This window comes from Streptomyces finlayi (assembly GCF_014216315.1).
Taxonomy (GTDB): Bacteria; Actinomycetota; Actinomycetes; order Streptomycetales; family Streptomycetaceae; genus Streptomyces; species Streptomyces finlayi_A.
Genome location: NZ_CP045702.1, coordinates 5,764,965 through 5,790,422 on the forward strand (window position 1 = coordinate 5,764,965; position 25,458 = coordinate 5,790,422).

The window sequence follows — 25,458 nt, forward strand, 5'->3', positions numbered from 1 at the left end:
CAACGAGGGAAGAGACATGGACGTGGTGTGGACGGGCAGCTGGGTCGCCGAGCGGCTGGGAGTCGAGCTGGTCGGCGACGGGGAGCTCCGGGACCTGCTGGGTCTGGCCCTGCGCCGCAACCCCAAGCGGGCACACCTGCTCGTATCGAACGTACTGGGCAAGCACGTGCCACAGAAGCCCTCCGTGGTCTACGGCGCGGGTTTCGAGCTGGGGGAGCGGGTACGCGACCTCCTCGGTGAGGCGCAGGCCCGTACCGCCGTCGTGCTGGGGTACGCGGAAACCGCGACCGGCCTCGGCCACGCGGTCGCCGATGGGCTCGGCGTGGCGCCGTACCTCCACTCCACACGCCGGCCCGTCGAAGGGGTGGCCCGAGCGGGCGGCTTCGAGGAGTCGCACTCGCACGCCACCTCCCACCTGCTGCTGCCCGAGGACGTGGACCTGCTGACGCCCGTCCCGTCCGGTGCGCCACTGGTGCTGGTCGACGACGAGTTCTCCACGGGCAACACCGTGCTCAACACGATCCGCGCCCTGCACGAGCTCTACCCCCGTGAGCGGTACGTCGTCGTGGCGCTCGCGGACATGCGCTCGGTGGCGGACCGGGGGCGGCTGGCCGGGTTCGCCGACGAGATCGGCGCCCGGGTCGACCTGGTGGCCAGGAGCGCCGGGACGGTGCTGCTGCCGGACGGTGTGCTGGAACGGGGCCAGGAGCTGGTCGCGGCCCAGGAGGCGATGGCCGCCGTCCCGGAGGCTGAGCCGGCGAAGCCCGCCCCGGCCCCCACCCGGATCGAGCTGGCGTGGCCCGCCGGCGTCCCCGACGGCGGACGGCACGGCTTCACCCCGCTCCACCGCGCGGCCCTGGAAGCGGCCCTGCCCGGCATGGCGGCCCGTATCGACGAGGCCCTGGGCGATGCCCGGCGCGTACTCGTCCTCGGCTTCGAGGAGCTGATGTACGCCCCGCTCCGCCTCGGCACGTCCCTGGAAGAGGTCTCCACCGCCGAGGTGCGGTACTCCACGACGACCCGCTCCCCGGTGCTCGCCCTGGACGACCCCGGGTACGCGATACGCAGCCGGCTGGTCTTCCCGGCCCACGACAACCCCGCGGACGGCCCCGGCGACCGGTACGCGTACAACGTCGCGGGCGCCGGTTTCGACGCCGTCGTGGCCGTCGTGGACTCCACCGCGGACACGCCTGCCCTGCATGCCCCCGACGGCCTGCTGGCCCGGCTCGCTGCCCACACCGACCACGTCCTGCTGGCCGTCGTCCCCTCGTACACCCCTTCCGGTACCGCCGCCGCTTCCCGCGCCGCCGCTTCGCGAGCTGTCCCCTCGCGCGCCGTCCCCTCACTCGTCGCCGAACGGCAGGAGCCGCCCATGCTGCCCGAGCCCCTCCGAGGCCCCGCCTTCTCCTCCTACGCGGCGGACGACGTCGGCTGGCTCCTCCAGGACCTGTCCGGCACCGCACTGGAAGCGCCCACCGAGGAGCGCGAGGAAGCGATACAGAGCGGTGGCGCGCACTACGCCGAGTCGCTTCCCGTCGAGTACCAGCCGACCCCGCAGTACCAGGAGCTCTTCAAGGCCGCGCTCGACACCTCGGCCGCCCGGGTGGCCCGCGCCGTCGGCACCGTCACCGAGACCGTCCTCGCCGAGCGGTCCCCCCGCCCCGTCCTGGTCTCCCTGGCCCGGGCCGGCACTCCCGTGGGCGTACTGATGCGCCGCTGGGCCCGGTTCCGGTACGGACTCGACCTGCCGCACTACGCCGTGTCCATCGTGCGCGGCCGGGGCATCGACGCCACCGCCCTGCGCTGGCTGGCGGCCCACCACGACCCGGCCGACGTCGTCTTCGTCGACGGCTGGACGGGCAAGGGGGCCATCACCCGGGAACTCGCCGCGGCCCTCGCGGAGTTCGAGGGCTTCAACCCCGAGATCGCGGTCCTCGCCGACCCCGGCGGCTGCGTCCGGACCTACGGCACCCGGGAGGACTTCCTCGTCCCGTCCGCCTGCCTCAACTCGACGGTCTCCGGCCTCATCTCCCGTACGGTCCTGCGCGCCGACCTGGTCGGACCGGACGACTTCCACGGAGCGAAGTTCTACCGGGAGCTCGCCGGTACGGACGTGTCCGGCCACTTCGTCGGCACCGTCGCCGACCGCTTCGGCGAGGTCGTGGACGCGGTGGACGCCGACGTCAAGGAACTCCTCGCCGCAGACCGCGCCCCCACCTGGGAGGGCTGGGCCGCCGTCGAGAGGATCAGCGAGGAGTACGGCATCCACGACGTGAACCTCGTCAAACCGGGGGTCGGCGAGACCACCCGCGTCCTGCTGCGCCGCGTCCCGTGGAAGATCCTCGCCAAGCGCGGAGCGGGCGCCGACCTCGACCACGTACGCATGCTCGCCGAACAGCGCGGCGTATCGGTCGAGGAGGTCGACGCACTCCCGTACACCTGCGTGGGACTGATCCACCCACAGTTCACCCGTGGCGCCACCGGTGCGGACGGCAAGGCGGTGACGGGCAAGTGAGCACCCAGGTGACGCTGGTCGCGAGCGACCTCGACCGCACCCTCGTCTACTCCGCCGCCGCCCTCGACCTGCCCATGCCGGACGCCGAAGCACCCCGGCTGCTCTGCGTGGAGATCTACGGTCACAAGCCGCTGTCCTACGTCACCGAGACGGCCGGGGCGCTCCTCGAAGCGCTGGGCGCCAGCACCGTCTTCGTCCCCACCACGACCCGCACCCGCGAGCAGTACCACCGCATCCACCTCCCCGGACCAGCCGCGCGGTACGCCATCTGCGCCAACGGCGGACACATCCTGGTCGACGGGATCTCCGACCGGGACTGGCAGCGGCAGGTCGCGGCCCGGCTCGCCGACGAATGCGCCTCCCTCGCCGAGGTCAGGGCCCACCTCGTCGCCGCGTCCGACCCCGCCTGGCTCCTCAAGGAACGGATCGCCGAGGACCTCTTCGCGTATCTCGTCGTCGAGCGCTCGCTGCTGCCGGAGGGATGGGTGAAGGAACTGGCTGACTGGGCGGACGGCCGGGGCTGGACGGTCTCCCTCCAGGGACGCAAGATCTACGCCGTGCCGAAGCCCCTCACCAAGAGCGCCGCCATGAACGAGGTCGCACGCCGCTGCGGCGCCACACTGACCCTCGCCGCCGGTGACTCCCTCCTCGACGCGGACCTGCTGCTCGCGGCGGACCGCTCCTGGCGACCCGCCCACGGCGAACTCGCCGACAGCGGCTGGACCGCTCCGAACGTCGAGGTACTGGGCGAGACGGGGATCGCGGCGGGGGAGGAGATACTGCGCCGGTTCATCGGCGCTGCGGGTGCGGAGCGGCGCCGCTAGCCGGGACGGTGGACCCGCCGGAAAGCGGGCCGGCCACGGACGGAAGCACGCACGATGAGCACGGGCTACGAAACCAGGATCACGGACGAGCTGTACGCGTACACGCTGGCCGCACAACCCGCCGCTGGACGCGGCGCGGCGTGAGCTCGTGGAGACGGCGTACGCCCGTTTTCCCGATCAGGGTGCGGTGCGGACGGCATCGCGCGGAGCGACGACGTGCCGGGCCCATCGACCGGGCCCACCTGGACGCGGACGAGGACAACTGCGTCCCGTACTGGGAGGAGCGGGGGCCCCGGATGCGACCGGGCGGGCTCATCGCGACGCTCTCGCGCAAGAGGTAGCCGGCCTTCCTGCGGCGGTCAGCCGCAGCAGCCGCCCCCGCAGCAACCTCCTCCGCCACCCCCGCCGGCCGGTGCGGGCGCGGACCCGGCGGCGCCGCCCACGGCGACGGCGGAGAGCAGCTTCACGGTGTCCTCGTGGCCGGCGGGGCAGGTGGCGGGAGCGGAGGACTCGGCCATCGGACGGCTGACTTCGAACGTGTCGCCGCAGGGGCGGCAGCGGTACTCATAGCGAGGCATGGCCCCAGGGTAGAGCCCCGGGACAGCACCACGCCCTACCGTCGGACCTCCGGCATCCGCGGAACCCGCCGACGACGTGCCTCGCGTGCGGCCTGCTCGGGGTGGCGGGCCTGCCAGTACGGGTTGTCGTGCGGAAGACGGCCGCTGACCCGCCCGTACATGCCGAAGAACATCAGCATCAGACCGACCACGAAGCTGAACAGCACGTTCGGCATGCGGAAGGCGAGGAAGTTGAAGTCGGAGTCCAGCAGAGCGAGATTGACGAACCCGCTCAGGATGAACGCGATACCCAGGACCATGTTGATCGTCGAGGCGGTATTGCCGCCGACCACCATTCCGGCGAAGAGCACGAGCCCGCCGCAGATGGACAGGACGCCGAGCGCGCCGTTGGTGTTGAGGCCCGCCACGGTGTCGCCTCCGGTGTCGAAGAATCCGACCTTGCCGATGAGACCGAGCACGCCGAAGACGAGCAGAACGAGCCCGGTGAGCCCGGCCCCGAGGCGGTAGACCTGGTTGAGCCGGTGGTCGAGGGGGAGATGCTCATCGAGCCGCACGGCCCCCCCGCGCCTGCCGGCCCGGGGCGGCGCATGCCGTGGACGTGGAACGTGAAGGGTCATGCGAGCCTCCTCGGGCCGTGGGCGTACCGCGCGTGCGTCCGGCTCGGCGGGTCTGTCCCCGCCTCCCTTCCAGGATCGGCCCGCGGACGCCCGGCGACAAACGTGGGTCCCCTCTCAGGCCCCGGCCCCGCGCTCCTCACGGATGTCCGAGACCACACGGGCCACGGACCGGCGTACGGCTTCCGTCTCGATCAGGAAGTGCCAGTAGTCCGGGTGGCGCCCCTCCAGCCCCGCCACGGACCGGTCCAGCCGGGACACGGCGTCGTCCAGCGGCAGGGCATGGCGTGGATCAGGGGTGTTGCGCCCGGCCATCGCCAGCCGCTGGGCGTCCCGGATCGCGAACCGGGTCCGCTGGATCTCCTGCTGCGGATCCTTCGCCACCGCGTCCAGCCGCTGCAGACGGTCACCCGCGGCGGACACCGCCTCGTCCGTCGCGTTCAGCAGGGCGCGCACCGTGCTCAGCAGCGCCGTCGCATCGGCCCAGCGCTGCTCGTCGCGGGCCTTCGAAGCTTCCGCGATCTTCTCCTCGGCCCGCCTGATGTTCACCGTGGCCTGCTCGGGAACGGGCTGGAGGTCCTGCCAGCACGCCGCCGAGAACCGGCGCCGCAGCTCGCTCAGCACCGGTTCGACCGACCCCGCGCGTGTCGTCAGTGCCTGGGCGCGGGTGCGGAGCGATACCAGCCGCCGGTCGATCTCCGCGGCCCGCTCCGGAAGCCGGTCCGCCTCGGTCCGCAGGGCCTCGGCCTCCCGCAGCACCTGGTCGGCACGCTGCAAGGTCTCCGGTACGCCGTGCCTGCCGGCACCCTGGTTGAGCCGCGTCAGCTCCGGTGCCAGAGCCGCCAGCCGCGCCGCGAGGTCGTCGGCGCGCATACCGGAGGCCCGTACGGCATCGAGGGAGTTGCTCGCCCCGAGCAGCGCCTGCCGTGCGCGCTCCACGGCGGGCGCGAGCCGGGCGAGCTGCGTCTCCGCGCTGCCGAGCAGCGGCCCGAGGCCCTGGGCGAACCGGTCGAGCTCGGCCTTGACCCGGACGAGCTCGTCCTTCGCCTTCGTCAGCTCGGTCAGGGCGCGGGCGGCGACCGCGGGCTCCAGACCGTCCCGGTCGAGGTCGTGCGCGTCGACGGCCGTGATGTACCCGTGGCTCACCTCGTCGATCCGCCGCCCCAGCGCCGCGAAGCCCTCGACGGCCTGACGGGCCCGCGACGTGCTGTCCACGGCGGTGATCGTCTCGATGGAGATCAGCAGATCGCGCTGAGCGCTGTCGAGCTCGACGAAAGCGGCCGCGGCGGCGTCCTTCGCCGCCTGGGCCTCCGCCCGCTGATTCTCACCACCACGCCCGCCGAACCAACGCCGCGTACCGCCGCCCGCGAAGGCCACCGGCAGCGCGGCGGCCAGCAACGGGACCGGCAACACCATGAGTGTCAGGACATCCCGGACGACGGAACCCCCACCCGCTTTCGCCTGCGGCCGCGCGTGTGTCGCCGTCACATCCCTCTCCCGTGCCGTTTCGCCCTGCCCGGTTCATTCTCCCACCAGGTAAGGACGAACACACGGGTCCGTTAGTTCGCGCTTCGGACGGTGACTTCGCCGTTGTCGCTGCGCGCCCGCACCACGTGCACGCTGTCGTCGCGGCGCGGAACCCTGACGGACACGTCCCCGTTGTCGGCCTCGGCGGTCACGGCGTACGCGTCATCGCCCTTCGGCAGATCGATGGTGATCCCCCCGTTGTCGCTGACGGTCTCGACCAGCGTCGGCACCCTGGTGAACATCAGCCGCACGGAGCCGTTGTCCGAGTGGGCGTTCACCGAAGGAGCGGAGATCCGTTCCGCCCGGACCTCACCGTTGTCGCTCTTCAGCTTCAGCGGACCGCTGGAGTCCCGGACCACGACCTCGCCGTTGTCGGACGTGAGATCGAGCCGCGTGTCGAACCCGGTGGCGGTGACGTCCCCGTTGTCCCCCTGCACGGTCACGGCCACCCCGCGCGGCACCTTCACCTGGTGGCGAGCCGCGCAATCACTGATCACCGCCTCACACTTCACCTGAAGGCGCAGGACCCCGTCGTTCATCTCCCAGACGGGCTCGGGCCCGTTCCCCAGCACGACCCACCCGTCGAACTGCCGCGTCACCTCGACCTGCCGCACATCGGCCGGCACGAGCTCGACGCCGGAGTCCTCGGAATCGATGGTCAGCACTTTCCCACCGAGCGCGAACGACTTCCGCTCGACGGGAGCATCGTCGACATCGTTGCTCCCGCACCCACTGAGGACAGCAACAAGAACAAGAACCCCACCGGAGGCGCCGAGGGCGCCGGTGAGTGTGCGCGTACGCAAGGTCATGGTGGTAGGTCCCCCGGGTAGTGCCGCCGATGTGCGTTCACCGTATGTACTGGGGGCCCGGGGAGGCATCCGGACGGCTACCGTCTCGGGGTGGGGATATCCCCCGTACGCTTGCGGAGTACTGGGGACAGGTGCGGGGTGCCGAGGGTCTCCGGATGCTCGGGTGCTCTCCCGGCACCGTTGAGGCACGCTGCGGCGCTCGAAGGCACTTCGCATTTTCAGGGGACGAGCCGGGCGAACGGGAACCGGTTTGCGGGGAGGGGCTGTGAGCCATGTAATCTGTTCCTTCATCCACGGGTGCGTAGCTCAGGGGTAGAGCGCTGCTCTTACAAAGCAGATGTCGGCGGTTCGAAACCGTCCGCGCCCACCAGCCACAACGCCCCCGCAGCGATCCGCTGCGGGGGCGTTGACGGTAGTTGAGCCAGGGAAGTGCAGTGCCTTCGCAAGTGCTGCATGCAGTCCGCGCTCGTCGGTCACAGAACTGACGTCGATGGTGAGCATGCTTGCACTCCTTGCATGTGCCAGCGGGGGCCTGCGTGCCAGATCCGTGCCAGAACGAGCGGTCGGCCACGGTCAATCGGGGTGCGTCAGGCTCAGGCACGCGTCGTCGGGCTCAGTGCCGTCGTGCTACGTGAGCTTCGGAAGGGACCCGCTGCCCGGCGTCGAACCGTCGGCCGTAGTGCAGTTGGGCGAGGGATCTGACATCCATCGCTGACATCAGCAGCGGTGGACTGCGGCGGTCGTCCCGGCTTCTCACAGCGCGGTAGCCCCGGGAGCACAAGCGAGCGAGACCGTCCGGCGAGGAACTGTGGCCGGGACTGTTTGTCGATACCGGTCGAGCGCCTGCCGGAGCAGGGTGCCCCGCGCGGGGCACCCGCCGGTCGGCTCAGGCGGGCCGGCCCCAGTCCAGGCGGTCTGCCAGGCCTGCGGCGGAGAAGGCGGTTGCCAGGCTTTCGTGGCCCTCGGTGAAGTGCGCCCAGCTGTCGTAGTGGACCGGTACCACGCGGCGGGGGTTGAGGAGTCGGGTGGCCTCGGTTGCCTGGGTGCTGTCCAGGACGAGCAGTCCGCCGTCGTACAGCATCGGGAAGCGGGGGGCTCCGGCGAAGAGAAGTGCGGTGTCGATCGTGGGGAAGCGCTCGGCGATCTCCTTGACCACGTCGAGTGATGCGTTGTCGCCGCTGACGTAGACGGTGGGCAGGCCGTCCCCCGTCAGGACGAAGCCGACGACCTGGCCGGTGATCGGCTCGATCTCCTCGCGCTCACCCGGGCCGTGGATCGCGGGGACGCCGGTGACGGTGACCGTGCCGCCGTCGGGGCGCCTCAGCTCGACTGTCTCCCAGTCGGCCAGGCCCTTGGCCTTCTCGCCGAGGCGCTGAGCGCCGGAGGGGGTCGTCAGGGTGAGGGGTACGTCGGAGAGCAGGGCGCGGCCGGAGTGGTCGAGGTTGTCGGGGTGCTCGTCGTGCGAGAGCAGGACGACGTCGACGGGGCCGAGGTCGGCCGGGCCGGCGAGGGACGGTGCGGTCTTCGTCAGGGTCGGGCCGGCCGAGGGGTAGTCGCCGGGACCGTCGAAGGTCGGGTCGGTCAGGAAGCGCAGGCCGCCGTACTCGAAGAGGGCGGTCGGGCCGCCGAGAACGCGGACCGGGAACTGGTCGGTCGTTGCGGAGAGAGCGGAGAGAGAAGACACGACGTACCTCACGGATAGAGTGCTTGCGAACCGTGAGGCGACTGTAGTCATTTCTCATGGATGCTTGCAATCCGTAGCATGAGAAACATGAAGGAGTCAGTGACGGAGGAGTCCGCCGTGCCACCCGCACCGGGTGAGGAGGAGCACCCTTGTCTCGCCCTCGCCAACAGCGCTGTGGCGCTGCCCGGCGGGCACGTGGTGGATCTCCTGGGGAGCCCTGCGCAGGCCAACCACTGGTTGACGCAACGCGGTCTCGCTCCGGTCGACGCCGGCATGCGGGACATGTGCGCGTCGCAGTTGCGGTCGATGCGCGAACAGATCAGGTCGCTGCTCGCCTCGCGCGCCGAAGGGCTTCCCGGCCTTCCGGCCGCTGTCGCCGCCGTCAACGACGCCATGGCCCGTGTGTCCACGGCGCCGCTCCTGCGGTGGGACGAGAGGAGCGGCCCCTGCCGGGTGACCCCCCACCCCGTCACGGCGATCCTCGACCATGCCTTGGCCGCCCTCGCCTCCGATGCCGCCGACCTCCTCACCGGCCCCGACGCGGAACGCCTCACCGCCTGCGGCTCGCCGCCCTGCAACCGCTACCTGCTGCGTCATGGCCGCCGCCACTGGTGCTCCACCCGCTGCGGAGACCGCGCCCGCGCCGCCCGCGCCTACGCCCGCCGCACGCGGTCCGGGACGGCATGACGGTCCGGATCGACGGTCCGGCTCGATGGTCCGGTCGCACCCACGTGGCCGCCGGTGGGAGTGAGGGGCGTCACTGCTCGGATCCGATCGGCCTGGCGGTCGACGAGGTCGCCCGTCGGCGCATTGCATGCTGCTGCCGGGACGGGCGAGGGGCAGGAAGCTGTTCACGCGGTGCCGGACTCCCGAGTGGTGGGCTTCCTCCGGTGTGAGGTGTGGGCGAACAGGAACAGCAGTGCCCCGCAGGCTGCGACCAGGGCCCAGCCCGGGCGGGTGGCGTGGGCGAGTTCTGTGGGCTGTGTCGCCGTGACCAGGGCGCCGGCGATGGCGATGCCCAGTGCGGCGCCGAACTGGCGCGCGGTGGAGGTGATTCCGCCGGCCACGGCGGCTCGGGCGGGAGGCAGTGCGCTCACTGCGGTGGTCGTGATCGGGGCGTTCGCGAAGCCGAAGCCGATGCCGATGAGCAGGTAGGCCAGCAGGAGCAGGGGGGTGCTCGTGTGCTGGTTGAGACCGATCAGGCAGAGTCCGCCCGCCGTGACGAAACCGCCGGCCAGGGCGAGCGGGAGCCGTGGTCCCGTGCGGCCGACCAGACCGCCGGACAAGGGCGCGCAGACGGTTGCTCCGACTGCCATCGGCAAGGTGGCCAGCCCGGCCGTCAACGGTGTCCAGCCACGGGCCAGTTGCAGGTAGAAGGTGTTCAGCAGCAGTGCGACGTTCAGGGCCACGAAGACGGCTACGGCGGCCAGGACGGCGCCGGTGAAGCCCGGGTTCCGGAAGAGGCGTGGGTCCATCAGCGGTTCGGGTCTGCGGGATTCGATCCGTACGAACGCGATGGCCGTCATTGCGGTGAGCGCGTACATGGTCAGTGCTGCCGGTGATGCCCAGCCGATGCGTGGGCCTTCGATGAGGGCGCCGACCGACAGGCCGATGGTCAGGGTGAGCAGGGCCTGTCCGGGGAGGTCCGATCGGCGGGCGCGGTGGGCGCGGGACTCGGGTACGAAGACAGCGGTGAGGACGAGCGCGGCCACGACGATCGGTGCGTTGATCCAGAACATGGACCGCCAGCCCAGCGCCTCGATCAGGAAGCCCCCGGTGACGGGGCCGACGGCCATGCTCAGTCCGAAGACCGAGGCCCAGATCCCGATCGCCTGGGCCCGCTCCTTCGGGTTCGGCATCGCGCTCACCACGATCGCGAGCGCCACCGGGCTGAGCATCGAGGCGCCGACTCCCTGGACGGCGCGGGCCGCGATGAGTGTGCCCGCGGAAGGGGCGACCGCGCAGACCAGCGAGGCCGCTCCAAAGACGGCCAGCCCGAGCCGGAACACCCGGCGGCGCCCGAACCGGTCCGCCAGTGCGCCGGACGAGATCAGGAGACTCGCCAGGACGAGGGTGTACGCGTCGACCGTCCACGCCAGGCCCTGCGTCCCCACGTCCAGGCCGCGCCCGATCGCGGGCAGCCCCACGTTGACGATGGTGGTGTCCATGCCCACCAGGAACATGCTCAGGCAGCAGACGGCCAGCACCGTCCAGCGTCTGCGCGCGCTCAAGAGGGGTGGAACGGGGGAAGTCTTCGTGGGCGTGGTGGTCACCGTCTGCCTCTCACGTACGGGAGTCGCTTGCCCGGCAAGAATCCGGCGGGGCGGCGCTCGCGGCCCAGCCTTTTTGCGAAGGCTGCAAAATGGGTGACGTGGACGTGGAACTGGAACAGATCCTTGGCGGCATCGGACCCCGGCTGCGTGCGCTGCGCCTCGACCGCGGACTCACGCTGGAGGCCCTGGCGGCTACGTCCGGGATCTCGGTGAGCACCCTGTCCAGGCTCGAGGCAGGCAAGCGGCGCCCGACCCTCGATCTGCTCATTCCCCTCGCCCGCGAGCACCGCATCGCACTCGACCACCTGGTGGCCGCACCGGCGAGCGGTGATCCCCGTGTGCATCTGGAGCCCCTGCGCAAGGCGCGCGGCAGCACCCTCGTACCCCTGACGCAGTACCCGGGACGGGTCCAGGTGTTCAAGCAGGTGCTGGCTCCGCGCGAGCCGAAACTGGTGACGCACGACGGCTACGAGTGGCTCTACGTCCTCGCGGGCGAGCTGCGGCTCATGCTGGGAGGCGACGAGTTCATCCTCCGGCCCGGAGAGCTGACGGAGTTCGACACCGCGGAACCGCACTGGTTCGGACCCGCGGACACCGGCACGGTGGAGATCCTGCACCTCTTCGGGCCGCGGGGCGATCAAGCCGTCGTACGCGCACGGCCCTCCTCGGGAGCGCCGCCGACGCCGTGACGACCCGCCACGGCCTGTGACGGAATGCCGCCTCAGGCGGGCGGGGCGGGGTGGCGAATGCGGGGATGGCCGGCTCCGTGGCGCCGGGGACGCCGGGAGAGGAGCACACTGGACGTATGGCCCTACCCAGAACGCATCATTGCTCGGTCTGTTCAGACGGTGCCGCATCCGATTCGGTCCTCCACGAGGACCTTGTCATCGGGGCGCCGCTCTCCATGGAAGAGCTCACCGACGCGCAGCGTCTCGATCGGTTCGCGCTCAAGTACGCCCACGACGGTTGCCAGGTCAAAGACGTCCGGCGGGTCCCGCACGACAGTCTGAGCGGTTACGCCTGGTCCGTCACCTTCACCGAGACCGCCTGATCCGTCGCCCACCCGATGGCCCCGGGGAGACGCCCGGGCTGTCCGGGCCGGTGGTTCCGCAGGTATCCGGGCTGGCTGTTGCCGCAGCCCCAGCAGGTCCACCAACCGCCGGCGTTCTCGCTCATCCGGCCTCCGCATTTGCCGCACTGCATGCCGGCTTCCTCCTGGGGTCGGGACTCGCGTCGGCTGCCGCTTCTGCGCTGTTCGTAGGGAGCGTGCCTGTGCGTGTGCCATCCATGCGCGGAGTGTGCACATCTCTACCCCTACGAGGGGCATGACTGTCTGCTCTTGACGGTGCTAGCGCCGTTCTCGCCCCGGGATGCGTCCAGGGGCGGCCGGGCGCACCGTGGAGACATGTCAGGTCACCCGCCCGTCATCGTTCATCCGCCCTCGCCCACCGGAGGGCGGCGGGTGACCGTGCACGGGCAGATCGTCGGGCTGGCGCACGGGCGCGGCGACGTGGCCTCGTTCCTGCGGCGGGCCGGGCTCGCTGCCGGGGCCGGGGAGATCGATCTCGATCAGCCCGAGCTCATCGAATGGCGCGGTGGAGACCTCAACACCTGGGGCGACCCGTGACCCCCCACCCATGCCGCCCTCTTGAGCCCCGATACGTCGCATGCCCCCATGAGCCAGGGATGCGAGGCGCGGTGTGGGGGCCTCACCCGTCCGGGTGCCGCCGAGTGGCTGCCCGGGTCGGGCGCGGGCAGCGTCGGTTCTGAATCTGCAGGACGTTGACGCAGGTCATCTGCAGAACGTTGGTGCAGGTCGGAATCGATGCAGGCCCATCCGCAGGCCGAAGAGCCTGCGCGGCGAAGGAGTCCCCATGGCACAGTCAGCACCCACGCCCGGCACCTCGCGGCGGACGGACGTCGGCAGCAACGGCGGCGGTGGATGGGCGGCCGGCGGAACGATGTTCGCTGGTGTCCTGCTCGTCGTGGACGGCTTCCTCTCCGTCGTGAAGGGCATCGCGGGCATCGCGTCCGACGACGTGTACGCCCGCGTCAACAACTACGTCTTCAAGTTCGACGTGTCCGCCTGGGGCTGGATCCACCTCATCCTCGGTGTGATCCTCCTGTTCGTCGGCTGGGGCATTCTGCAGGGCGCCGGATGGGCCCGCGGTGCGGGCGTCGGACTCGCCTCGCTCAGCATCATCACCAACTTCGTCTGGCTGCCGTACCAGCCGGTGTGGGCCATCGTCTCGATCGCCATCGACGTCTTCGTGATCTGGGCCCTGTGCACCGACCGCTCGAAGCCGGCCGTCTGACGTGGCCGTGGACGACGCCGCGGGACTCCTCACGGCCAAGGCGGTGCGCGACACCGCCGCCTCGGCCCGGGTCCGGGGGTATCCGCTTCCGGACCCCCGGACTCGTGTACGACGCCGACGGCGGGCTGACGCTCCACGTACGGAAGGACAGGGCGCCGGGCCCGGAACAGGCGGCGAACCGGCTGCCCGCGCCCGGCGGACCCCGCACGGCCGCTGTACGCATCCAGGGGCCGAAGGCCGCCGTCCTGGACGGCAGTTGATCCATGCCGCCCCTCGCCGTGCGCGACTGAGACGAGAGGAACACCCGTGGTGGAGACTCCCGAAGAGCTCGTCGAGCTGGCCGCCGAGGCCTATGTCTACGGCTATCCGCTGGTCTTCGATCTGTCGATGGTCGATGCCTTCCTGCACAAGGGGTTCGGCGCACTGCCCGCCGCCCCCTTCAACACGTTCGCCCACTCCGGTGAACTGGCCTCCCCCGGCGCCCACTTCGTGTCCGTCAACAACGACACCGTCTCCTCCGTCGCCCAGCTCGACCTGTCCGGCGGTCCGCTCACGCTCCATGTGCCCGATACCGGCGGTGCGTACTACGTGCTCCAGTTCGTGGACGTGTGGAGCAACAACTTCGCCTACGTCGGCCGCCGCGCCACCGGTACGGCGAAGGGCGACTGGCTGATCGTGCCGCCCGGCTGGGCGGGCGCCGTACCCGACGGCGTGAGCGGGGTGATCGACGCACCGACCTCCCTGGTGACGGTGGTGGGCCGCACCGCCTGCGACGGGCCCGAGGATCTGCCCCGCGTGCAGGCGCTCCAGCGGCAGTTCACGCTCAGCCACCGGGACTCCGCGCCCCACCGCACCGGGCTGCCCACGCCCGACGCCGGTGTGCCGGAGGAGCTGCGGTTCTTCGAGGAGCTGCGGGTCTGGATGGCCGACTTCCCGCCGTCCGCCGGGGATCAGGCGTACCAGGACCGGTTCCAGCCGCTCGGACTCCTGGAGGAAGGGCCCTCGCCGTACGTTCCCGCCGGTCCCGCTCTCGTCCAGGCACTGAAGGAAGGGCTGGCGCGCGGCAAGGCGCGGGTGGAAGCGGCGACCCGGCCCGCGCCGGAAGCGGACGGGGTGGTGCCAGGAGCCTGGGAGGCCAATCCGCACCTCTTCGACTACAACCTCGACCACCTCGGTGTCGGAACGATCGATTCACCGGAGTGGAAGATCGCGGACCGTGAGGCGTCGTACCTGGTCAGGGCGGTCGCCGCGCGGACCGGGCTGTGGGGGAACCACGGCTACGAGGCGGTGTACGCGCACACCTTCCACGACTCCGGGGGCAGACCGCTCAACGGGGCGCACACCTATGTCCTTCGCTTCGAGGAGCGGCCGCCTGTCCAGGCGTTCTGGTCGGTGACCATGTACGACGTCCCGGGCTGCCACCTCGTCGAGAACCCGGCGGGCCGCTACTCGATCGGCGACCGCACGCCCGGACTCGTGTACGCCGCCGACGGCTCCCTGACCCTGTATCTGTCCAAGGACCGGCCCGCGGACCCGGACGCGGCGGCGAACTGGCTGCCCGCCCCGGACGGGGACTTCCGGCCCATGCTCCGGCTCTACAACCCTGAGCAGGCCGTTCTCGACGGAAGCCATGTCATTTTGCCCATCGAGCGGGTGGAGGCGGACCGGGGGTGACGCGGGCGGGCAACGGCCGCGGCCCTGCCGTTGTCAGTGGTCCGGTACACACTGGACTCATGTGCCGCAGCATCAAGACCCTTCGCCCACCCGCCCTTCCGGAAGAGGCCACCGAGGAGGACATGCGGGCCGCCGCACTCCAGTACGTGCGCAAGGTCTCCGGCTTCCGCGCGCCCGCCGCGCACAACCGCGAGGCCTTCGACCGTGCCGTCGACGAGATCACGGAGGCCACTCACCGGCTGCTCGACAGCCTGGAGGTACGAGGTGCCGCCAAGGCCGGCTGAGGGAGACGGGAGGTCGAGGCGGAGACGGTGTTGCCGTCAGGAACCGGTGGCTGCCGCCGCGGCCGGGGGCTCGGCCGCTGCTGAGGGGCGGCGTACGACCAGTGCGGCCAGCGCGCCCACGAGGAACAGGGTGAGCACGGAGACCGCCGTGCCCAGCCAGGTGGTACCCATCCACTGGCCGCCGAAGTAGCCGAGGCTCACGCTGTAACCCGCCCAGGCGACACCGGCCAGCGCGGACCAGGGAAGGAATTCCTGCACCTTGCGGTGTGCGGCGCCCGCGCCGAGGGAGACCACGGAGCGGCCCGCCGGTGCGAACCGGGCGATGACGACGAGCGCGCCCCCGCCACGGCTGAGCGCCGCGCCGAGACGGTCCTGCGCGGTGGTGAGGCGACGCGAGCGGGCGATGGCCCGGTCCAGCCGGTCACCGCCGCGCCAGGCGAGGCGGTACGCGACGAGGTCGCCGAGCACCGAGGCGGTGGCAGCGCACAGGATCAGCACGAGGAGCGAGGGCACCTGCCGCGTCGCCTCCCCGGCCGATCCGGCGACCGTGGTCGTGCCCGCGGCGGCGGCCGTGGCCGCCATGATCACGAGGACTCCGCTGGGGAGCACGGGCAGGAAGACGTCCAGAAGTACCGAGAGGGCGACCACTGCGTAGATCCATGGGCTGCCGGTCAGCGCGCCCACACTCTCAAGCACTTCTACTCCCCGATTCGTCAACGCCGCGGCGTCGCAGGGAGCGGCAGGGGCGGCAGGCCCAGCTGTACAGCGTACGCCCGCGGTTTACCTGGACATCACCTCGGGCGGGTGATGTTGTGCACCTCACGTGCACCTCACGTGCACCTTGGGGAGGGTGCGTAACGTCCGGGGCGTCCGGGGCGTCCGGGGCGTCCGGGCGTCCGGGCGTCCGGGGCGTCCGGGTCGCACGGGTCGGGTGGGTCGCACGGGAGGGTGTGAGGCGGTCCGGCGTCCGGCTCCTGCGCGTGTGTCCGGCTCCCCGGAGCGGCGGGGAGCCGGACACACGAGGACCGGCGGACCGTTCGTGGACCTGGACCTGGACCTGGACCTGACCTGGACCTGGAACGGAACGGACGGACGGAACGGTCAGGCTGTGACGGCCGACTCCTTCTCGCGCGAGCGCTCGGCGTCGTGCGTGGCGTCGCCGCGCGAGGAGAACAGCCCGTCGGCGGCGAGGGCCCCGGGGCCGGTGAAGACGAGCAGCAGGAACGCCCAGCAGAACATCGCGGAAGCCTCGCCGCCGTTCTGCAGGGGGAACAGTGCCTCGCTCTGGTGGACGTCGAAGTAGGCGTACGCCATGGAGCCGGAGGCGATGAAGGCCGCGATACGGGTGCCGAGGCCGAGCGCGACCAGGGTGCCGCCGACGAGCTGGATCACCGCGGCGTACCAGCCGGGCCACGTGGCGCTGGGAACAGTGTCGCCGCCGAGCACTCCGAAGAGCGACGCGGCGCCGTGGCAGGCGAACAGGAAGCCGACGACGACACGGAACGCCGCGAGCGCGTAGGGCTGGGCCTGATTCAGGCGTACTGACATGGGGAGGGCTCCTTCGGTCTGTGGGGGACGTGCACCGATTGCCGACTGAGCGCATCAGGTTAGGGAGGCCTCACGCTTACTTGCAAGTTCAACATTCTGTGTCGTGACTGAAAGTCATTCATTCATCGGGAGTCAGATTCCGTTCCAGAACGGTCTCCAGTTGCGTGTCGCGCGACTCCCCCTTGGCCTGAACCAATGTCAGCGCAGCTTTCCGGCCACGCAGTGTCAGTATCATCAGCTGATTGCCGAACCACGGCCCGCCGGTCTTCTGCCAGCGCACCGGTGGAGTCCCCGTGCGCCCGTGGCGCGCCAGGAGTCCGCCGAGCCGCCGCCCCGCCCGGCTCCAGCCGAAACGGAAGGCGGCGCGCAGGGGGCGCGGGATGGCGTTGTGCAGGGGTGAGCAGGTCAGCTGCAGGATGCGTGCCGCTGGAGCGCCGCCGGGTGCGGACGCCGGCCACTCGGGCTCCGCGATGTACGCATGGTGCACATCGCCCGACAGCACGCATACCGTCGCCGGTGCGTCCGGACCGCTCCCCGCCTCTCTGAGCAGCTCCGCCAGTCGGCGGAACGAATCGGGAAAAGCTGCCCAGTGCTCCAGGTCGGAGCCGCGCCGCAGCTTCTCGCCGAAGCGCGCCCAGCGCCCGTCCGGACCGCCGCGCTCGCCGCGGCACAGCGCGGCGTTCCAGGTCTCCGCCTCGTGGATGAGGGGCGGCAGGAGCCACGGCAGCGAGGTGCCGATCAGGAGATGGTCATACGATCCGGGGCCGGCGAGGGCCTCTTCCCGCATCCAGCGGGCCTCCTCGGCGCTGAGCATCGCGCGCTGTTCCTCGTCGAGGACCCGGGCCGCCCGGGTGTCCACCATCAGCAGCCGTACTCGGCCGAAAACGCGCCGGTAGCTCCAGCGGGCGCGGGAGGGATCCGCCGCGGTCCCGGCGGCGAACTCGCGCAGAAGCTCGGTGCCGTCCGGCGCGGCCCGCACCGCCGCGTAGAGCGGGTCGGCGGCCAGTGCGGCGGGGGAGAGGTTGCCGAGGTGCTGGTACACCCAGTACGACATCAGCCCGCTGACGATCCGCTCGTTCCACCAGGGAGTGGCGCGGATCTCCGCGAGCCAGGCGGCGCTGGTGTTCCAGTCGTCGATGACATCGTGGTCGTCGAAGATCATGCAGCTGGGGACCGTGGACAGCAGCCAGCGCACCTGCGGGTCCCGCCAGGACTCGTCGTAGAGGAAGGTGTACTCCTCGTAGTCCGCCACCTCCGCCCCCGGCGGCTCCGTGAGGTCACGGCGCGTGGCGAGCCGGTGCCGGGTCGCCCGCGAGACCTCGTCCGCGTACACCTGATCGCCGAGCAGGAGCAGGGCGTCGGGCCGTACGGCATCGGGGTCGGTGGCCAGGCGGGCCGCGAGGGTGTCCAGCGCGTCGGAGCCCGCCGGGTCGTGGTCGTCGCCGGGCGGGGCCGCCCATCGGCAGGAGCCGAAGGCGATCCGCACGGGCTCCGGAGTCTCCCCGGACACGGGCGGGGGCGGGGGCGTGGTGATCGTGCTCGCGGGCAACCGGGAGTCGTCGAGCGGCCACACCCGCCTGCCGCCGAGCAGCACCTCGTACGCCGTCGTCGTGCCCGGCGTCAGGCCCGTCACGACCACCAGCGCGTAGTGATGCCCGACGACCGCGAAGGTCGGTGACGAGCCGGATGCCCCGTCCTCGCACCGGACCTCCACGGTGCATGGCCGGTCGGCCTCGATCCAGACGGTCGCCGACGAGGCCGACTCCCAGTCGATGTACCGCAGCAGTGGTCCCAGTCGCAGCCTGGCCATGCCGCCCCCTCGCGTCGCCGTGACAGATGGCTTCGTACCGTACGGAACGACGGAGGGGAACGGTTGGGTTCCGCCCGGCGGGTCTGCGCGGAAGGCGGATCAGTGGCCGGGCGGGTGGCGGTCAGCAGGCGGTCAGCAGGCGTTCAGTACCGACTGGAGTGCGCTCTTCTCCGTCGAGTCGACGCTCAGGCCGTAGTAGTGCTTCACGTGCACCCAGGCGCGGGCGTACGTGCAGCGGTAGGCGGTACGCGGCGGCAGCCACTCGCCCGGGTCCTGGTCGCTCTTGGACTGGTTGACGTTGTCCGTGACCGCGATCAGCTGCGGGCGTGTCAGGTCGTTGGCGAAGGACTGGCGGCGGGACGTGGTCCAGCTGTTCGCACCCGAGCGCCAGGCTTCGGCGAGCGGGATCATGTGGTCGATGTCCACGTCGGAGGCCGCGGTCCAGGTGGCTCCGTCGTACTGCGAGTACCAGCTGCCGCTGACCGCCGCGCAGCCGGAGTCCTGCTGGACGTTGCTGCCGTCACGCTCGAGGACCACTTCGCGCGTGTTGCACGCGCCCGACTGGGTGATCCAGTGCGGGAACATCTCGCGGCTGTAGCCGGTCGACGATCCCTCGGTCCTCACGGTGAGCTGGCTGAGGTACGTACGGGCGGTGGACGCGGTGACCGGGGTCGGCATGGCGGCCTGGGCGGCCGGTGCGCTGAGCAGACCCGTGGTGGCGGCGAGGGCGGCGGACGCGGCTATGACGGCAACGCGACGCGCGTAGACACCGGACATGCGAACTCCCTTGATGTGGGGGGCTTTTGGCGGGCTGTCTGTGGGGCCCGGCCATCGTGGCGGCGCCAGGTTTCCGGGGGGTGGGCGCCAGGTAACAGGGTGACGACATGCGCACGTCACATCAAGAGGTCGGACGGAACTGCTGACGGCAGGTCTGAAGTACCGGGTGGTACGGGTGTTGTGCGCGGTTTTCGCGGAGTGTGCGGTCTTGTGGTGGCCGCGTGCTGCTTCCGGTGAATGTGACGCCCGGGGTCGTCTCGCCGTACTCCTGGCGTTCGCGGTCGCAGTCGGCTCGTGGGCCTCGCTCGGCCGCTCCCGGGAGATCCTCGTCGCCGGACTGCGGGCGACGGCCCGACTGGCCTTCGTCTCCGCGCTCATCGGCTGGGTGGTCCACTCCCTGGCGCCCCTGCTCGGCTTCGTGGCGCTGATGTTCGCCGTCGCGGTGTGGACCGCGGGCCGCCGGATCACCGGCAATCGCATCTGGCGGTGGGCCGCCCTGCCGATCGGCCTGGTGGGCGTCCCCGTCGTCGTCGCGCTGCTGCTGACCGGCCTCGTCCCGCTCAGGGGTATCGCGCTGATCCCGGTCACCGGCATTCTCACCGGGGGTGCGCTCACCGCGACCGTGCTCGGTGGCCGGCGTGCGCTGGAGGAGCTCGCCGTGCGGCACGGGGAGGTAGAGGCGGGGATGGCGCTGGGGCCGCTCGACCGGGACGCCCGGCTGGAGATCGCCCGTCCGGTCGCCGCGGACGCGCTGCCGCCCGGGCTGGATCAGACCCGGACGGTGGGGCTCGTCACGCGGCCCGGGGCCTTCGTGGGCATGCTGCTGGGCGGCGCGTCACCGGTGGAGGCGGGCGCCGAGCAGTTGTTCGCCCTGGTGGCCCTGGTGGCCCTGGTGGCCCTGATGGCGGTGCAGACCGTGGCCGTCGCGGTGGTACTCGAACTCGTGGCACGTGGGCTGCTCTTCCGCGACCCCGTCTGACGGGGGAGGAGGAGGGGCGATGGTCTCAGGCCGAGATGTGCAGACGGATCGAGCCGTCGGCTGCCACCTCCACGCGGATCCGCGTCAGGTCCTCGACATGGGCGTCCGGCGAGAGCGCCGCAGCGCGCGGGCCCACGCCCACGACTCGCATACCCGCTGCCCGGCCCGCCGCGATGCCCGCCTCGGAGTCCTCGAAGACGATGCAGTCCGCCGCGTCGAAGCCCAGCTGGGCCGCGCCCTTGAGGAAGCCCTCCGGGTCCGGCTTGCTGGCGCCGACCTGCTCGGCGGTGACGCGGATTCCCGGCATCGGGAGCGCCGCGGCCGTCATCCGTGCCTGGGCGAGCGCCTCGTCGGCCGAAGTCACCAGGGCGTGCGGAAGGCCGGCGATCGAGGTCATGAAGGCCGGGGCGCCGCCGATCGGCACCACGCCGTCGACGTCGGCGGTCTCCTCGGCGAGCAGCTCGCGGTTCTCGGCGTAGTTCTGCTCCATGGGGCGTTCGGGGAGCAGGACGGCCATCGTGGCGTACCCCTGCCGCCCGTGGACGACCTTGAGGACGGCCACCGGGTCCAGGCCCTGCCGCAGCGCCCAGCGGCTCCAGCAGCGCTCGACCACGGCATCGGAGTTCACGAGGGTGCCGTCCATGTCCAGAAGGAGGGCTCGGGATATGAGAACGGTGGCCGACATCGGCAGGCTCCAGAGAACAAGACGCGCGTAAAGAGAAACAAGCAGCCCCGCCCGCCGGTCAGGGTGAACGGGCGGAGGCTACTTTGTTCCCCCACGATACAAAAAGCGGCGGCAGAACGCGAATCCGTCCGGCCCGTGAAGGCGAGTCCCGGCGGTGCGCTCCGCGCGGCGCCGTCAGTCGCGGCCCCGGCCGGTCGTCTCCGCCTCCAGGGCCCGCCGGGTGTTCGGCCCGTACACGCCCTGCGGATCGCCCTGGACGGCCCTGTACGACTGGAAGACCGCGACGGCGTCCCTGACCTTGCCGGAGTACATGCCGTCGGCCGGTCCGTGGTAGAGCCAGACCTCCTTCAGGCGCCGCTGGAGCTCGGAGACCTCCGCCCCGCTGTCGCCCGGCTGCAGCGTGGAACCGTTGAGTGCCGGCGGGGCCGCCGTCGAGGGGGCGGGCGCCGGCGCGCTCGCCGACGAGGGCGACGGGGTCACTGTGGCGGACGCGGTGGGCGAGGCGGAACGGGAGGCCGTCGCGCTCTTCGAGGGTGACGCGGTAGCGGTGGCGGACGCGGAGGCCGACGCGGACGGTGAGGCCGAGACCGACGCGGAAGGCGACGCGGACGGCGATTCCGACACGGCAGCCGCCGGCTCGCCGGGGGAGTCCTCGGTGCTCGTCGTCGCCGAGGGCAGTGCCTCCGTACGGCCGTCGTCCCCGGTGAACAGGCCCCCGGCGAACGCGGCCGTACCGACGACCGCGGCCACGGCCGCCCCCACGGCGATGACCGCGAACGGTCGGCGGCGGCGCGGCTGTACGGGGTCGTCGTCCGGCCCGTACCCGGCGGCGGTCCGCCGTCCGGTCGCGTCCGGTGCCTCGGTCTCCGGCAGCGGGCTCGCCGCGTGAATGTCCAGGAACAGGGGCATCGTCACGGCGGCGGCACCCGGCGCGCCGTCGTCCGGACCGGGGTCGGGGACGGCACGGTCCTCTCCCAGCGTCACGTACGGACGGATGCGGAGCGGGTCGAAATCCTCCGCCGCGGCGATCTCCGCGGCCGTCTCCGCCAAGCGGGCGGCACGCTGCTGATCGGCGGTCGTCTGCGCCGTACGGTCTCCGCAGGCGCAGCCGGGTCTCATGCCCGCGCCGGACCCGCCACCGGGCGCCGTGCTGCCCCCCGCGCCGCGCCCCGACTGCTCCGGGTCTCTCTCCATACCGCATGCCGGGCACACATGTCCGGTCATTGTGGGTCCCCTCCCCTTTGAACTGCCTGCGATTATGCAGGCAGCCACGGCGTAGCCCAACGGCGTCCGGCCACTCGGCGGGCCATAACGGGGCACAAAGGCCAGGATGTGGGTGTAGCGGACCCGAGGAGATGCCCATGGCCCAGCAGCTGAGCCCACCCCTGGCCCCCGGCGAGGGGCGGTCCCGACGGACCGTTCTCGTCGCGATCGGCGCACTGCTCCTCGGCATGCTGCTCGCCGCACTCGATCAGACCATCGTCGCCACCGCACTCCCGACGATCGTCAGCGAGCTCGGCGGCATGGACCATCTGTCCTGGGTGGTCACCGCCTACATGCTGGCGGCCACCGCGGCGACCCCGCTCTGGGGCAAGCTCGGCGACCAGTACGGCCGCAAGAAGCTGTTCCAGGCGGCCGTCATCATCTTCCTGATCGGCTCGGCCCTCTGCGGAATCGCCCAGAACATGCCCCAGCTGATCGGCTTCCGCGCCCTCCAGGGGCTCGGCGGTGGCGGGCTGATGGTCCTGTCGATGGCGATCGTCGGAGACATCGTCTCCCCGCGCGAACGCGGCAAGTACCAGGGCCTGTTCGGTGCGGTCTTCGGCGTGACCAGCGTCCTGGGACCGCTTCTCGGAGGCTTCTTCACCGAACACCTCAGCTGGCGCTGGGTCTTCTACATCAACCTGCCGATCGGAGTCGTGGCGCTCCTGGTCATCGCCGCCGTCCTGCACATCCCGGTACGCAGGACCAGGCACACGATCGACTACCTCGGCACCTTCCTCATCGCCTCCGTCGCCACCTGCCTCGTGCTCGTCGCCTCCCTGGGCGGCACCACCTGGGCCTGGGGTTCGGTGAAGATCATCGGTCTGGCCGTACTCGCCGTGGTCCTGCTGATCGCGTTCATCGCCGTGGAGCGGCGTGCCGTCGAACCGGTCCTGCCACTGAAGCTCTTCCACATCCGCACGTTCACCCTCGTCGCGGTCATCAGCTTCATCGTCGGTTTCGCGATGTTCGGCGCCATGACGTACCTGCCGACGTTCCTTCAGGTAGTGCATGGCATCTCCCCGACCATGTCCGGTGTGCACATGCTGCCGATGGTCTCCGGCATGCTCATCACCTCGACCGGCTCCGGCCAGGTGGTCAGCCGCACCGGCCGCTGGAAGGTCTTCCCCGTCGTGGGCACGGCCCTGACCGCGGCCGGTCTCCTGCTGCTCCACCGGCTGGACGAGACCAGTTCCACCTGGGAGATGAGCGTCGGCTTCTTCGTCTTCGGCGCGGGGCTCGGGCTCGTGATGCAGGTCCTCGTGCTGGTCGTGCAGAACGCCGTCGGTTACGAGGACCTGGGCGTCGCCACGTCGGGCGCCACGTTCTTCCGGTCGATCGGCGCCTCGTTCGGCGTGGCCATCTTCGGCACCGTCTTCACCAACCGGCTCACCGGCAAACTCGACGCGGCGCTGTCCGGCCGCTCGCTTCCTCCCGGAGTCGACGCCGAACGGCTGGCCGCCGACCCGCGCGCCATCGGCGCACTTCCGGCCGAGTTGCGCCCGTCGATCCTCGGCGCGTACTCGACGTCGATCACCGACGTCTTCCTGTACGCGGTCCCCGTCGTGCTGATCGCCTTCGTCTTCGCCCTGTTCCTGAGGGAGGACAAGCTGCGCGGCTCGGTGACCGCCCCCGACACCAGCCAGACCCTCGCCTCGAACCCGGTCGAGCGGTCCTCGTACGACGAGTGCGCCCGCGCCCTTTCCGTGCTCGCCAGCCGGGAGGGCCGGCGCGACATCTATGTGAAGATCACCGCCAGGGCGGGGTACGACCTGCTGCCCGCGGCCAGTTGGCTGCTGCTGCGCATCAAACGGCACGGGACCATCGAACCCGCCAGGCTCGCCGACGTCGCCCCCGTATCGCTGCGGGTCATCAACGAGGCGGCCCGCCAGGTCGAGGAGCGGGGTCTGGCCTGCCGCGAGGGCGTCCAGATGATCCTGACCGACAAGGGCGCCGAGGCCGTGGTCCGCCTCTCGCAGGCCCGTGAGGACTCGCTCGCGGAACTGCTCGGTGACTGGTGGGGGCCGGAACGGCCGACCGACCTGGTCCATCTGGTCGCGGAGCTGACCGCGGAGGTGAGCGGGTCGAGCGAGGACCGGCCCCGCATGCCGGAGCCGCGCCGCGACCACCAGGCGTGAACGAGGGGCCGGGGCCCGGCCATCAGGAGTGAAGTAGGGGCTGGGGCCCGGCCACGAGCCGCCAAAGCGCCGGGGCCGTCACCGCACAGACCTCACAGTTCCTTCGCGAACCAGTGTTCCGCGTACTGATCGCGGTGATGAAACGCCGGGACCTCCCGGTAGCCGTGCTTGGCGTACAGCCCGCGCGCCTCGACCAGGTCGTGACGGGTGTCCAGCCTGATCACCCGCACCCCGGAACCCCGCGCCGCGCTCTCGATGGCGGCGAGCAGCAGCCCGCCCCCGCCCGTGGACCGGAAGCCGGGGCGTACGAACACCCGGGTCAGTTCCGCGATGTGTGGCTCGGTGTCGTTCAGCAGCAGCCCGGCGCAGCTCGCCGGCTTGCCACCGAAGCGGCCCACGACGAACTCCCCGGTCGGCGGGGCCAGCCGCTCCGCGCCGTCGTCGGTGAGCGCCTCCTCGATCTCCTGGTCGGTCGCGGGCCGCCCCCAGTAGCGGCCGGCGACCTCGTCGTAGTAGTCCCACCGGAGCTGAACGGCATCGGGGGAGCCGAAATGCTCGGGGGCCACGGTCCATGTCATGTGGTGCATTCTGACTTCCGCATGATCGGATCGCGAAGCGTTTACGGGTGGGGGAGAGCTGTGGGGGCGGGGCAGATGGAACGGACCGGGTCGATCCAGCGTCTGGGCCAGCAGTGGATACGGGAGCTGGCAGACGCGGACAGGAGCGGCGACGGTTTCGCGTGCTCGCCCGCCGAGAAGGGCGTGGAGGCCGCCGCGGTGACGGTCGTGCCGACGCGGGCCGGCTCCGCGCCCGGCCCCCGGCAGTTGCGGCACCTCGCCTTCGACCGCCCCTTCGGGATCGTCGTCCTGGACGGGGTCGCGGACATCCCGCTGTTCACCGGCTGGCAGGCGGCTCCGCCCGTCCACGAGGGCTGACGGCCCGCTCCCGCCCGGGGGGTGGCGCGGGCCGAAGGTGTCCGGGAGGTTGATTGTGTCCAGCTCATGAGGCAATGAGAGGCTTCATCCGCACAGCCCCGCGTCGAGGGGACCGTGCACGGAACGGTGGGAGGGTCGGCGCGGGTGGCAAATGCGGAGCAGGGCGTGCGCGGGAACACGGCGGGGCCGGAGGCGGGGGCCGGGGCGACCCGGGTGGTGCTCTGGC

The 25,458-nt window shown here is 71.3% G+C and carries 24 protein-coding genes, 1 tRNA gene and 2 pseudogenes; 14 read left to right on the forward strand and 13 right to left on the reverse strand.

Features of this window, described 5'->3' with window-relative positions; all coding sequences use genetic code 11:
* Positions 1 to 16 precede the first annotated feature (16 nt).
* Together F0344_RS26330 and F0344_RS26335 are read left to right on the forward strand one after the other, a co-directional pair.
* Positions 17 to 2,515, forward strand: a complete 2,499-nt coding sequence (locus tag F0344_RS26330; protein ID WP_185301129.1) for a phosphoribosyltransferase — start codon at positions 17 to 19, stop codon at positions 2,513 to 2,515.
* A complete protein-coding gene (locus tag F0344_RS26335; RefSeq protein ID WP_185301130.1) occupies positions 2,512 to 3,339 on the forward strand; it encodes an HAD family hydrolase in 828 nt (275 codons plus the stop codon). Before F0344_RS26330 ends, F0344_RS26335 begins: the two co-directional genes overlap by 4 nt.
* 359 nt (positions 3,340 to 3,698) lie before the next feature.
* Here F0344_RS26335 and F0344_RS26340 read toward each other — a convergent pair whose 3' ends face one another.
* From F0344_RS26340 to F0344_RS26355, 4 genes are all read right to left on the reverse strand, one after another.
* Positions 3,699 to 3,917: an FmdB family zinc ribbon protein gene (locus F0344_RS26340; RefSeq protein ID WP_185301131.1), complete on the reverse strand. Its 219-nt coding sequence runs from the start codon at positions 3,915 to 3,917 to the stop codon at positions 3,699 to 3,701.
* 35 nt (positions 3,918 to 3,952) lie between these two features.
* Positions 3,953 to 4,534 carry a DUF4383 domain-containing protein gene (locus F0344_RS26345; RefSeq protein ID WP_185301132.1) on the reverse strand — a complete coding sequence of 194 codons (582 nt, stop codon included), beginning with the start codon at positions 4,532 to 4,534 and terminating at the stop codon, positions 3,953 to 3,955.
* A 114-nt stretch (positions 4,535 to 4,648) separates the two neighbouring features.
* On the reverse strand, positions 4,649 to 6,019 hold the full coding sequence (locus F0344_RS26350; RefSeq protein ID WP_185301133.1) for a hypothetical protein: 1,371 nt from the start codon (positions 6,017 to 6,019) through the stop codon (positions 4,649 to 4,651).
* A 71-nt stretch (positions 6,020 to 6,090) separates the two neighbouring features.
* On the reverse strand, positions 6,091 to 6,867 hold the full coding sequence (locus tag F0344_RS26355) for a DUF4097 family beta strand repeat-containing protein (protein ID WP_185301134.1): 777 nt from the start codon (positions 6,865 to 6,867) through the stop codon (positions 6,091 to 6,093).
* Positions 6,868 to 7,162: 295 nt separating this feature from the next.
* On the opposite strand from F0344_RS26355, the gene F0344_RS26360 reads away from it, so the two are divergent.
* Positions 7,163 to 7,237: transfer RNA gene (locus F0344_RS26360), tRNA-Val, on the forward strand.
* Positions 7,238 to 7,753: 516 nt separating this feature from the next.
* Here F0344_RS26360 and F0344_RS26365 read toward each other — a convergent pair.
* Positions 7,754 to 8,551, reverse strand: coding sequence for an MBL fold metallo-hydrolase (locus tag F0344_RS26365; protein ID WP_258050124.1), 798 nt, complete (start codon positions 8,549 to 8,551; stop codon positions 7,754 to 7,756).
* Between the two features lie 87 nt (positions 8,552 to 8,638).
* Here F0344_RS26365 and F0344_RS26370 point away from each other — a divergent pair, with 87 nt between their 5' ends.
* Entirely contained in the window at positions 8,639 to 9,238 is a 600-nt protein-coding gene (locus tag F0344_RS26370) for a CGNR zinc finger domain-containing protein (protein ID WP_185301136.1), read from the forward strand.
* Positions 9,239 to 9,402: 164 nt separating this feature from the next.
* On the opposite strand, the gene F0344_RS26375 is transcribed toward F0344_RS26370, so the two are convergent.
* The gene (locus F0344_RS26375; RefSeq protein ID WP_185301137.1) at positions 9,403 to 10,782 is read right to left on the reverse strand and encodes an MFS transporter; all 1,380 of its coding nucleotides are present in this window, start codon (positions 10,780 to 10,782) and stop codon (positions 9,403 to 9,405) included.
* Positions 10,783 to 10,913: 131 nt separating this feature from the next.
* Between F0344_RS26375 and F0344_RS26380 the strand changes: the two genes are divergently transcribed.
* The 7 genes from F0344_RS26380 to F0344_RS26410 all read left to right on the forward strand — a co-directional run bounded on the left by F0344_RS26380 (position 10,914) and on the right by F0344_RS26410 (position 15,097).
* Entirely contained in the window at positions 10,914 to 11,513 is a 600-nt protein-coding gene (locus tag F0344_RS26380) for an XRE family transcriptional regulator (RefSeq protein ID WP_185301138.1), read from the forward strand.
* Positions 11,514 to 11,629: 116 nt separating this feature from the next.
* Entirely contained in the window at positions 11,630 to 11,875 is a 246-nt protein-coding gene (locus tag F0344_RS26385; RefSeq protein ID WP_185301139.1) for a hypothetical protein, read from the forward strand.
* Between the two features lie 354 nt (positions 11,876 to 12,229).
* Complete coding sequence (locus F0344_RS26390; protein ID WP_185301140.1) at positions 12,230 to 12,451, forward strand: hypothetical protein; 222 nt, start codon at positions 12,230 to 12,232, stop codon at positions 12,449 to 12,451.
* A 247-nt stretch (positions 12,452 to 12,698) separates the two neighbouring features.
* Entirely contained in the window at positions 12,699 to 13,139 is a 441-nt protein-coding gene (locus F0344_RS26395) for a DUF7144 family membrane protein (RefSeq protein ID WP_185301141.1), read from the forward strand.
* A gap of 104 nt (positions 13,140 to 13,243) precedes the next feature.
* Positions 13,244 to 13,399, forward strand: a complete 156-nt coding sequence (locus F0344_RS26400) for a hypothetical protein (protein WP_185301142.1) — start codon at positions 13,244 to 13,246, stop codon at positions 13,397 to 13,399.
* 46 nt (positions 13,400 to 13,445) lie between these two features.
* Positions 13,446 to 14,813 carry a DUF1254 domain-containing protein gene (locus F0344_RS26405; RefSeq protein ID WP_258050125.1) on the forward strand — a complete coding sequence of 456 codons (1,368 nt, stop codon included), beginning with the start codon at positions 13,446 to 13,448 and terminating at the stop codon, positions 14,811 to 14,813.
* Positions 14,814 to 14,872: 59 nt separating this feature from the next.
* Positions 14,873 to 15,097: a DUF2277 domain-containing protein gene (locus tag F0344_RS26410; RefSeq protein WP_185301143.1), complete on the forward strand. Its 225-nt coding sequence runs from the start codon at positions 14,873 to 14,875 to the stop codon at positions 15,095 to 15,097.
* A 36-nt stretch (positions 15,098 to 15,133) separates the two neighbouring features.
* On the opposite strand, the gene F0344_RS26415 is transcribed toward F0344_RS26410, so the two are convergent.
* The 4 genes from F0344_RS26415 to F0344_RS26430 form a co-directional block, all read right to left on the reverse strand.
* Entirely contained in the window at positions 15,134 to 15,793 is a 660-nt protein-coding gene (locus tag F0344_RS26415; RefSeq protein WP_185301144.1) for a DedA family protein, read from the reverse strand.
* 405 nt (positions 15,794 to 16,198) lie between these two features.
* Entirely contained in the window at positions 16,199 to 16,645 is a 447-nt protein-coding gene (locus F0344_RS26420; RefSeq protein ID WP_185301145.1) for a DoxX family protein, read from the reverse strand.
* A 118-nt stretch (positions 16,646 to 16,763) separates the two neighbouring features.
* The gene (locus F0344_RS26425) at positions 16,764 to 18,455 is read right to left on the reverse strand and encodes an alkaline phosphatase D family protein (RefSeq protein WP_185301146.1); all 1,692 of its coding nucleotides are present in this window, start codon (positions 18,453 to 18,455) and stop codon (positions 16,764 to 16,766) included.
* A gap of 132 nt (positions 18,456 to 18,587) precedes the next feature.
* The gene (locus tag F0344_RS26430) at positions 18,588 to 19,232 is read right to left on the reverse strand and encodes an HNH endonuclease family protein (RefSeq protein WP_185301147.1); all 645 of its coding nucleotides are present in this window, start codon (positions 19,230 to 19,232) and stop codon (positions 18,588 to 18,590) included.
* 221 nt (positions 19,233 to 19,453) lie between these two features.
* Between F0344_RS26430 and F0344_RS26435 the strand changes: the two are divergent.
* Positions 19,454 to 20,211, forward strand: a pseudogene (locus tag F0344_RS26435) (ABC transporter permease).
* 25 nt (positions 20,212 to 20,236) lie between these two features.
* On the opposite strand, the gene F0344_RS26440 reads toward F0344_RS26435, so the two are convergent.
* Together F0344_RS26440 and F0344_RS26445 are read right to left on the reverse strand one after the other, a co-directional pair.
* Entirely contained in the window at positions 20,237 to 20,896 is a 660-nt protein-coding gene (locus F0344_RS26440; protein WP_185301148.1) for an HAD-IA family hydrolase, read from the reverse strand.
* A gap of 174 nt (positions 20,897 to 21,070) precedes the next feature.
* On the reverse strand, positions 21,071 to 22,120 hold the full coding sequence (locus tag F0344_RS26445; RefSeq protein ID WP_185301149.1) for a peptidoglycan-binding domain-containing protein: 1,050 nt from the start codon (positions 22,118 to 22,120) through the stop codon (positions 21,071 to 21,073).
* Between the two features lie 137 nt (positions 22,121 to 22,257).
* Between F0344_RS26445 and F0344_RS26450 the strand changes: the two genes are divergently transcribed.
* A complete protein-coding gene (locus F0344_RS26450; RefSeq protein ID WP_185301150.1) occupies positions 22,258 to 24,297 on the forward strand; it encodes a DHA2 family efflux MFS transporter permease subunit in 2,040 nt (679 codons plus the stop codon).
* A 92-nt stretch (positions 24,298 to 24,389) separates the two neighbouring features.
* Here the strand turns inward: F0344_RS26450 and F0344_RS26455 are convergent, their stop codons facing one another.
* Positions 24,390 to 24,875, reverse strand: a complete 486-nt coding sequence (locus F0344_RS26455; RefSeq protein WP_185301151.1) for a GNAT family N-acetyltransferase — start codon at positions 24,873 to 24,875, stop codon at positions 24,390 to 24,392.
* Between the two features lie 171 nt (positions 24,876 to 25,046).
* On the opposite strand from F0344_RS26455, the pseudogene F0344_RS26460 reads away from it, so the two are divergent.
* Positions 25,047 to 25,232 (forward strand): annotated as a pseudogene (locus F0344_RS26460) (serpin family protein); the annotation flags it as partial.
* Between the last annotated feature and the right edge of the window lie 226 nt (positions 25,233 to 25,458).